This window comes from Pedobacter sp. 01T416_2, from assembly GCF_056398925.1.
This window is the reverse complement of record NZ_JBFTQI010000190.1, coordinates 1-8,511: the sequence shown is the minus strand read 5'-3', so window position 1 is coordinate 8,511 and position 8,511 is coordinate 1. Positions and strand designations below refer to the sequence as shown.

Annotated in this window: 10 protein-coding genes; all 10 read left to right on the top strand. The window is 37.5% G+C overall.

Annotated elements, in window-relative coordinates:
• Positions 1-394: 394 nt before the first annotated feature.
• A complete protein-coding gene (locus AC1DPQ_RS10300; RefSeq protein WP_477582580.1) occupies positions 395-829 on the top strand; it encodes a cytochrome c maturation protein CcmE domain-containing protein in 435 nt (144 codons plus the stop codon).
• A 5-nt stretch (positions 830-834) separates the two neighbouring features.
• Positions 835-3,300 (top strand): cytochrome c biogenesis protein CcsA, encoded by a 2,466-nt coding sequence (gene ccsA, locus AC1DPQ_RS10295; protein WP_477582578.1) that lies wholly within the window; start codon positions 835-837, stop codon positions 3,298-3,300.
• 4 nt (positions 3,301-3,304) lie between these two features.
• Positions 3,305-4,069 carry a Rossmann-like and DUF2520 domain-containing protein gene (locus tag AC1DPQ_RS10290; RefSeq protein ID WP_477609124.1) on the top strand — a complete coding sequence of 255 codons (765 nt, stop codon included), beginning with the start codon at positions 3,305-3,307 and terminating at the stop codon, positions 4,067-4,069.
• A 40-nt stretch (positions 4,070-4,109) separates the two neighbouring features.
• Positions 4,110-4,442, top strand: coding sequence for a 2Fe-2S iron-sulfur cluster-binding protein (locus tag AC1DPQ_RS10285; protein WP_029275355.1), 333 nt, complete (start codon positions 4,110-4,112; stop codon positions 4,440-4,442).
• A gap of 98 nt (positions 4,443-4,540) precedes the next feature.
• On the top strand, positions 4,541-4,783 hold the full coding sequence (gene iscX, locus AC1DPQ_RS10280; RefSeq protein ID WP_057932363.1) for a Fe-S cluster assembly protein IscX: 243 nt from the start codon (positions 4,541-4,543) through the stop codon (positions 4,781-4,783).
• Between the two features lie 71 nt (positions 4,784-4,854).
• Positions 4,855-5,382: a KdsC family phosphatase gene (locus tag AC1DPQ_RS10275; protein WP_215125761.1), complete on the top strand. Its 528-nt coding sequence runs from the start codon at positions 4,855-4,857 to the stop codon at positions 5,380-5,382.
• A gap of 475 nt (positions 5,383-5,857) precedes the next feature.
• Positions 5,858-6,688, top strand: coding sequence for a universal stress protein (locus AC1DPQ_RS10270; RefSeq protein ID WP_477579239.1), 831 nt, complete (start codon positions 5,858-5,860; stop codon positions 6,686-6,688).
• A 102-nt stretch (positions 6,689-6,790) separates the two neighbouring features.
• On the top strand, positions 6,791-7,180 hold the full coding sequence (locus AC1DPQ_RS10265) for a Spy/CpxP family protein refolding chaperone (protein WP_086545265.1): 390 nt from the start codon (positions 6,791-6,793) through the stop codon (positions 7,178-7,180).
• 69 nt (positions 7,181-7,249) lie between these two features.
• Entirely contained in the window at positions 7,250-7,816 is a 567-nt protein-coding gene (locus tag AC1DPQ_RS10260; protein WP_477609122.1) for a Maf family protein, read from the top strand.
• A gap of 52 nt (positions 7,817-7,868) precedes the next feature.
• On the top strand, positions 7,869-8,511 hold a 643-nt coding region (locus AC1DPQ_RS10255), incomplete at its 3' end, for a hypothetical protein (RefSeq protein ID WP_477609120.1).

Here is an 8,511-nt window from a genome sequence, read left to right as displayed (position 1 = left end):
GGCTTAAGTTTATGGTGAGTACCATATCGCCGGTTCCGTCGTTTTTCATGGCAATTTCTTCAAYTACTTCAAAACAAGAGCTTAAAAAAGGTATCAAAACTATAAATAACAAAAGCGTATAAAACTGCTTTAATTTCATGTTAATCCGGTTTATGTTCTATTGTGGGATGTAAAAAAGGGATGATTACCTGATAAGCCAAACTTAACAATTTCAGCCCAAACTTTTAAATGATTTAAGATATTACTTAAGATCGGTTATAAATAGTGGCTTTTGAGAAAATATTTTACTTTAAAAATCAGATAATTGTCAATATAAAGACAAGAAAAATGTAAAAGAATGCTGGCTAAGCCGATTTTTCTATCTTTGTTGCCAGCTTTTACAACAAGTATAACCATGAAGAAAAGTGCAATCATTGGATTGATTACCATCGCAATTTCCGTAGGGATTTTATTTAGCTTGAACGCAAATACCGACACCTACTCTAATTTCAAACAGGCAACCCTTTCTGAGAAAGAAGAGCATGTTATGGGCTATTGGGTAAAATCGATGGGTACTTATTACGACGCCGTAAAAGACGCTAACCATTTTGCATTCCACATGAAAGATGAAAAGGGAGAAGTGAGAGAGGTAATTTACGCAGGTACCAAACCGCAGGATTTCGAAAAATCAGAAAAGCTTGTGTTAATCGGTAAGATGAACAAAGACAAGTTTTACGCGTCGAAAATTTTAATGAAATGCCCATCTAAATATAATGATAACCTTGTTGAAATTAATAAAGACGGTAAGGTTGACACGGTAGGTAAGTACGGCGAGAAAAAATATAACTAATTTTAATGGATATTCAATTTGTAGGCGAAAACCTGCTACCGGGTAAAATCGGGCAGTTTTTTATTGTGCTGGCGTTTAGTGCATCATTACTTTCAACAATCGCATACTTTTATGCCAGTCGCGATAAAAATTTAGAAGATAAATCTTGGCGTAACTTAGGCCGGATTGGATTCTTAGTTAATTTTAGCTGTATAATTGGTATCGGAGCAATTTTGTTCTACCTGGTATTGGGCCACTACAATGAATACAGTTATATTTATTGGCACTCTTCAAAACAACTTCCAATTCATTATATTATTTCTGCTTTTTGGGAAGGGCAGGAAGGAAGTTTCTTGCTCTGGGCCTTCTGGCAATCGTTYCTAGGTACTTTATTAATCTGGAAAGCTAAAACCTGGGAGCGCCCTGTAATGACAGTTGTGGCCTTCTCTCAAGTGTTTTTGACTTCAATGCTTTTAGGTGTAGAGATTTTGGGTGAGCGCATCGGAAGTTCTCCATTTATTCTATTAAGAGATTCCCTTGATCTAAAATCAATGGCTCCTGTAGTTTTCGCAAACCCTGAAAACTTCGCTAATTATTTAAAATTTATTACCGATGGCAGAGGATTAAATCCATTGTTGCAAAACTATTGGATGGTGATCCACCCACCAACCTTGTTTTTAGGTTTTGCCAGTATGATTGTGCCTTTTGCCTATGGAATTGCGGCACTATGGCAAAAACGATATAAAGAATGGATTAAACCAGCTATGCCTTGGGCGCTTTTTGCGGTGATGGTTTTAGGTACAGGTATTATTATGGGTTCTTTCTGGGCTTACGAAGCGTTAAACTTTGGCGGTTTTTGGGCTTGGGATCCTGTTGAAAATGCATCTTTAATTCCATGGCTAACCCTAATTGGTGCGGTACACGTAATGATTGCGTATAAAAATACCGGTCATGCTTATTTTACTGCAATTGCTTTAGTATTCTTAAGTTTCTTATTGGTGCTTTACGCATCGTTTTTAACCCGCAGTGGAATTTTAGGTGATACATCAGTTCACTCATTTACTGATATGGGTATGTTTGGCCACTTGATTTTATACAATGTTGTTTTCGCTGTTTTAGCGGTTGTGCTCATTGTATTAAGATGGAAAGAATTGCCAATTACCACCAAAGATGAAGAAACTTATTCTCGCGAATTTTGGATGTTTATTGGCGCTTTAGTTGTAACTATAGCTTGTATCCAGGTAATATTCTCCACCTCGGTACCCGTATTCAATAAGGCGTTTGGAACAAACTTTACTCCACCAATTGATGCTGTAAAATATTACAACCAATGGCAGGCACCTTTCGCAGTATTAATTACTTTGATTTCAGGTTTCTCTCAATATCTAAAGTATAAAAGAACCGATCCACGCAAATTTTATAGTAGCCTGGTTTCGGCAATTATTTTCTCCATTGTGTTAACAGCGGGTTTGGTATATGTGGCTAATATTTACACCAACACAATGTATATCCTCATCACCTTCAGCTGTTTATTCGCTGTGCTTTCAAATGCTGCGGTGTTATATCAGGCTTTCGGTGGCAAGGCAAAATTGGCCGGATCTGCAATTGCACACATTGGTTTTGCTTTCCTGATCTTAGGTGCATTAATTTCTGCAGCTACAAACAAACCTTTATCCATCAACGCGAATAATTTTATTCCGGTAAAAGATTTCGAGAAAACAGAAAAACCAGGTGAAAACATCATGTTATACAAAAACGAGCCTAAGAAAATGGGTAAGTACACTGTAACCTATGTAGCCGATACCACGGTAGCACCCAATACCATTTATACCCTTAATTTTAAAGTTTTAGATAAAGAAGGTAAGGTTAAAGAAGATTTTAACTTACATCCACATGTGCAGGATAACGAGAAAATGGGTTTAATTGCTTCTCCTGATACCAAGCATTATTTAACCTATGATGTTTACACCCACATTACCAGTGCCGCTATTAAAAAAGAATCGCACGATGATCACGAAGGTCATTCTGACGATGAAAATTATAAAACACCGCGTATTGTTAAGGTTTCAGTAGGAGATACCATTCACACCTCAAGCGGCATTGTTACGGTTAAGGATTTAAATAGAAAACCTATCGCAAAAGATTTAGTTTTAGGGCAAGGTGATTATGCTGTTGGTTTACCATTAGAGATTAATGCTGCCGGTAAAGTTTACAATACAGAACCTATTTTCTTGATCAAAGGAAATAACACTTTCGATTTCGCACGCAAGGTGGATGAATTGGATTTGAAATTCCGTTTTGCCAGGGTATTACCAGATGAGAAAAAAGTGGAGCTTCAGATTTTTGAAAAACCTCAGCAGGCTAAAGACTGGGTAGTTTTTAAAGCAATAGAATTTCCTTTCATCAATTTATATTGGGCAGGTACTATTGTAATGGTTGTTGGTTTCTTACTTTCAATTTTCAGAAGAAGAAAAGAGGCCAAAACCGCATAAAATCATGAAGATCGTTTTATTAGGTTCGGGAAACGTTGCCACACACTTAGCAAAAGCATTAAAAGCCAATGGTGAAGATGTGGTACAGGTGTACAGCCCAAACCTTAATAATGCAAAGTTATTGGCTGATTTAATAGCAGCTGAGGCCGTAAGCGATTTAAATGAGGTTAAACAGGACGCGGATTTATATATTATCTCAGTAAAGGACGATGCCATTGAAACCGTAGCTAAATCATTGAAAAATGTAAGCCGTTTGGTGGTGCATACCTCAGGAACTACCGATATTAATATTTTATCGTCGCAGGTAAAAAAAGCAGGTGTTTTTTATCCTTTGCAAACTTTTTCGAAAAGTAAAGAAGTTTCATTTGAAAATATACCGCTGTGTATCGAAGCGAACGATGAAAGTCAATTGGCGATTTTAAACAATCTGGCAACTAAAATTAGCCGTCAGGTGTACGAATTAGGTGGCGAGAAAAGAAAAGTATTACACCTTGCAGCAGTATTTGCCTGCAATTTTCCGAATCACCTATACGCTTTGGCAAATAAAATTTTAAGTCAGAACGGTTTGGATTTCGAAATCATCAGGCCGTTAATTGCCGAAACCGCCGATAAGGTAATGAGCAATCTGCCTGAAAATGTGCAGACTGGGCCAGCAGTGAGGGCTGACGAAAGCACTTTAAATAAGCATTTGAGCATGTTAAACGATATGCCCGAATTGCAGAACATTTATCAAACATTGAGCGATAGCATAAAATTAACGCTGAAATAGCATAATTACGGCTTCTGCTTATTACTTTTGCAAAATAATTATGAGCATTTTTAAACTAAAAATAAATTTTGAAGAAGCAGATCACGAATCTATTGAATTACCAATAGCTGCCGGTGAATCTGTTTTAGATGTTTGTCTGGATAACGGAATCGAATTACAACACAACTGTGGTGGTGTTTGTGGTTGCAGTACCTGCCATGTATACGTAACAAAAGGCATGGATAATATCGAAGAGATTTCTGATAAAGAAGAAGACTTTATTGATAGAGCTGTTCGTCCGAAAATTACTTCTCGCTTAGGTTGCCAATGTGTGGTGATTAACGGCGATATTGAAGTTACCATTCCAGATCAGTCTGACTTTATGGGACACTAGTTAGTCTGGAGTCCAAAGTCTTCAGTCGGGAGTCGATTAGCCGATTTAAACAGTTAACCGATTAACCAATTCAAAYAATTAACCAACAACAAAACAACATGAATAACGATAAATTTGCTTTACCTTTTTACTGGAACGATTACGAAGATATTGCAATGTCTTTATATGAGAAATTTGGTGATGATTTTACAGAAGCCAAAATCTACCGTATCCGCTTTACCGAACTTCTAGAGTGGGTTTTAGCGTTGCCAAACTTTAAAGGCACCCGCGAAGAAAGCAGTGAAGGTCATTTAGAGCAAATTCAATCTGCCTGGGTTTACGAGTGGAGAGATAATCAATAATTAGTCCTGAGTTCGGAGTCCTCAGTCGAGAGTCGGCACCGAGCGCTTAACCCTAAACGCCAAACGTGCGAATGTTTTTACAGAAACTAAAAGAGATCACCACTTTCATTTTTGATGTAGATGGTGTGCTTACCGATGGATCAGTTCAGGTTACTGATAATGGCCAGTCGTTGCGCACTTTTAACATTAAAGATGGCTATGCCATGCAGTTGGCCGTTAAGAGAGGATATAACATCTGTATTATATCTGGTGGAGATGGTATTGCCATGGGGAAGCGTTTTTTCAATCTGGGTGTAACCGATGTTTTCCTCGGTACGGGAGATAAGGTGGCCATTTTTAATCAGTATCTTCAGGATAAAAACATTGCTGCAGAAGAAGTGCTTTACATGGGCGACGATATTCCTGATTTAAAAGTAATGAAACTTGTAGGGCTTCCAACCTGCCCGGCTGATGCCGTAGCAGAAATAAAAGCGATATCTACATTCATTTCTCCTTACAATGGAGGCAAAACCGCTGTCCGCGATATTATCGAAAAAGTAATGAAAGTACAGGGCAGATGGCACGATGAAAATCCAAATGCTGCCGATTCGGGGATGTAATTAGTTCAATAGTTCATTAGCCATTCGTTCATTGGTAGGAAGTCTCTAAGCGGATTGTCTTCCTGAACAAATCGACAGCTACCAAGAGCCGTCTTCCTGAACTTGTTTCAGGATCTTTTCGTCATCCATCCAAATAGCTAATTAACTTAAAGATTTCTCCATTTCGCTGTGCTCCAGTCGAAATGACGGCCCAAGTTATAGTCATCCCTGAGCGGAGTCGAAGGATCTTTTGCGATCCGTCACCCTGAACTTGTTTCAGGGTCTTTATCAGCCAGATAATTTAAGCCCTCCTAAAAAAATATCATTCTGCATGTAAGATTCTGAAACAAGTTCAGAATGCCGGTAACTCCAAATAAGATTATAAATCTCAGACATTAAAATTTGCAATACATCAGATTATGTGCGAAATTTACGTTAACAAATTAATCAATCGATTGATTAATTTGTTAACGTAAAAAATGTTAAATTTAATCACATGAGCACATATCTTGTACCAGTAGATTTTTCGAACACAGCAGATCACGCAGCCCAATATGCCGCCAGGCTGAGTTTTGCGATGACGAACTCAAAAATTATACTGCTTAATGCCTATTATGTTTCAGAATACGAAAGCATTTTGCCAACACCCGATTTAATTGTTACCACAGATGCTCATATCGCTGATGAAATTACGAGAAGGCTCGAAGCACTGGAAAAACTTAAGGTAAAAATGCTCGGGATCAATCCGAAGGCTGAAGTAGAAATTTACCTCACTAGAGAAACACTCCTGCGTTCTATCATCGATCGGGTAAATAGGGAAGAGATCGAACTCATTATTATTGGTAGTAACGGTAAAAAAGCGAAAGACGAAAGTGATATCGGCTCTAATGCGATCAAAATTTCTAAATCAAGCCCGGTTCCGGTTTTGGTTGTTCCGCCTAAGGCCGATTATCAATCAATCCGTAAAGCCATTTTGGCCTGCGATTTTAGAAAGGTTAAAGAGGTGATTCCCATGCACGCACTTAAAAATATTTTAAGCAAACATGCTTTAGAACTTTTGGTGCTTAATATTAACTCTGGTGATGTTATTGATTTGAAGGAAGAGCACTTTTTACACGAAATGCTCAAAGATTTTTCTCCCGCTTATCACTATGCGGATCATCCTGATGCAATTAAAGGAATAGTAAAATTTGCTAAAAATGAAGAAGCGCAGCTGATTATCGCATTGCCCAAAAAATATAGTTTTTTCGAAAGTTTATTGCATGAAAGTGTATCTCAAAAATTGACCATTAAATCACATGTGCCCGTGTTATTGCTAAAAGATTAACTGTTTTAATCTGCAACAGCTAAGTTACATTTACAGATTAAACTTTCGTCTTTTTGCACACTCCAACTAGCTCAATTTTCAACCAAAAACAACAAAAACAACATGAAAAAATTAATGATGATTTGCGGATTAATGCTAGGTATAGCTGGTTTCGCTAACGCGCAACAAGGTGGTGGACAAGGCAGAATGATGATGAAGCCTGAAGAACGCGTAAAACAGTTAGACGAAAAATTAAAGTTATCTGATGATCAAAAAACAAAGTTAACCACTGTTTTTACTGAGCAGGCGGAAACCATGAAAAAAATGCGTGAAGAAATGCAAGGTGGTGGCGATAGAGATGCAATGAGAGAGAAAATGCAAAAAATGCGTGCTGATAATGATGCAAAAGTAACTGCAGTATTAACAGACGATCAGAAAAAAACTTACGAAGCTTGGCAAAAAGAGCAACGTGCTGAAATGGAAAAACGTAGACAAGGTGGTGGAAATAACTAATCTTGGTAAAATATCAAATAAGAAAAGCGGCTTTATGTCGCTTTTCTTATTTTAGCAGAAAAATAAAATATGCCTGCCAATTTCCCTCCCATTATTTTAGCATCTAAATCGCCACGTAGACAAGAGCTTTTAACGCTTATGGGCTTAAATTTTAAAGTAGAACTAAAAGATGTAGATGAAAGCTACCCATCGGATTTAAGTCCCGCAGAAATTGCCGTTTACATTTCAGAACAGAAGGCTAAGGCTTTTACTGCTAATGGTGAAATAGTGATTACAGCTGATACCATTGTAGCCTTAAACGGAGAAATTTTAGGTAAACCTGAAGATAGGGCGCATGCACAAGAAATGTTAAAAAAGCTATCGGGAAGCAGGCATGAAGTTTTTACAGCTGTAACTCTTGTTAAAGGCGATAAAATTCATTCGTTTTACGATAGGACAGCGGTTTACTGTAAATCTGTTACAGCCGAGGAAATTGATTTCTACATTGATAATTATAAACCTTTTGATAAGGCTGGGAGTTATGGCGTGCAAGATTGGTGGGGTATCGTAGTAGTACAACGGATTGAAGGCTCTTATACTAACGTAATGGGCTTACCAACAGAAAAGCTATACAACGAACTGTTGAAGTTTATTTAAAACCTCTTGTGGAATTCTCCTGAAAGTTTCATCATCTCTAAAAACAACCACGATGAAAACGAGAATTAACGAAGTTACCATAGCCGAGCCATGTTTGCAGAACTGGGATGAAATGGATAAAGGAGAGGGCTTTAGTTTCTGTAAAACCTGTAGCAAGAATGTAATTGACTTTTCGGGCTATACCAATGCCGAAATTATCAGTGTATTGGCTGGAGCCAGTTCTTCTGTATGTGGCCGTTTAAGCAAAACCCAATTAAACCAACTTAATTATCATTTGTCCATTGTTCCAACAAGCAATAGAAACTGGATGAAATATCTTGGTGTATTGGCTATTGGCATGAGCATTTTTGTAATGGATGCCAGGGCAGAAAATTTTAAAACACCAATCGAAATAACAAATAGTATAAATAAGAGAACCGATGTTACAAAACCGGTTGTACCCAAAAAAATATATGGCTATGTTATTGGTGCAGATAATAAACCCGCTGTTGGAATAAGGTTAGTTATTGTAAATACAGGGTTTTTCGCACTCACTGATAAAAATGGGCGGTATGAAATTACTTTAGATGAGAAATTTGATGTCAAGAATAACCAATTGGTGGTTGATAGCATTCAGTATCGCGCTTTTATTACACTCAATTTTTCAGATGAAAAACAAAACAATCTTACGCTTAAAAAAGCTGAACCCATGATTA

Bases quoted from the DNA above. Each gene is read 5' to 3' on its own strand.
- iscX (WP_057932363.1), top strand. From the start codon at position 4,541: ATGAATAACGATAAATTTGCTTTACCTTTTTACTGGAACGATTACGAA.
- AC1DPQ_RS10300 (WP_477582580.1), top strand. From the start codon at position 395: ATGAAGAAAAGTGCAATCATTGGATTGATTACCATCGCAATTTCCGTA.
- AC1DPQ_RS10260 (WP_477609122.1), top strand. From the start codon at position 7,250: ATGCCTGCCAATTTCCCTCCCATTATTTTAGCATCTAAATCGCCACGT.
- AC1DPQ_RS10285 (WP_029275355.1), top strand. From the start codon at position 4,110: ATGAGCATTTTTAAACTAAAAATAAATTTTGAAGAAGCAGATCACGAA.
- AC1DPQ_RS10275 (WP_215125761.1), top strand. From the start codon at position 4,855: ATGTTTTTACAGAAACTAAAAGAGATCACCACTTTCATTTTTGATGTA.
- AC1DPQ_RS10290 (WP_477609124.1), top strand. From the start codon at position 3,305: ATGAAGATCGTTTTATTAGGTTCGGGAAACGTTGCCACACACTTAGCA.
- AC1DPQ_RS10265 (WP_086545265.1), top strand. From the start codon at position 6,791: ATGAAAAAATTAATGATGATTTGCGGATTAATGCTAGGTATAGCTGGT.
- AC1DPQ_RS10270 (WP_477579239.1), top strand. From the start codon at position 5,858: ATGAGCACATATCTTGTACCAGTAGATTTTTCGAACACAGCAGATCAC.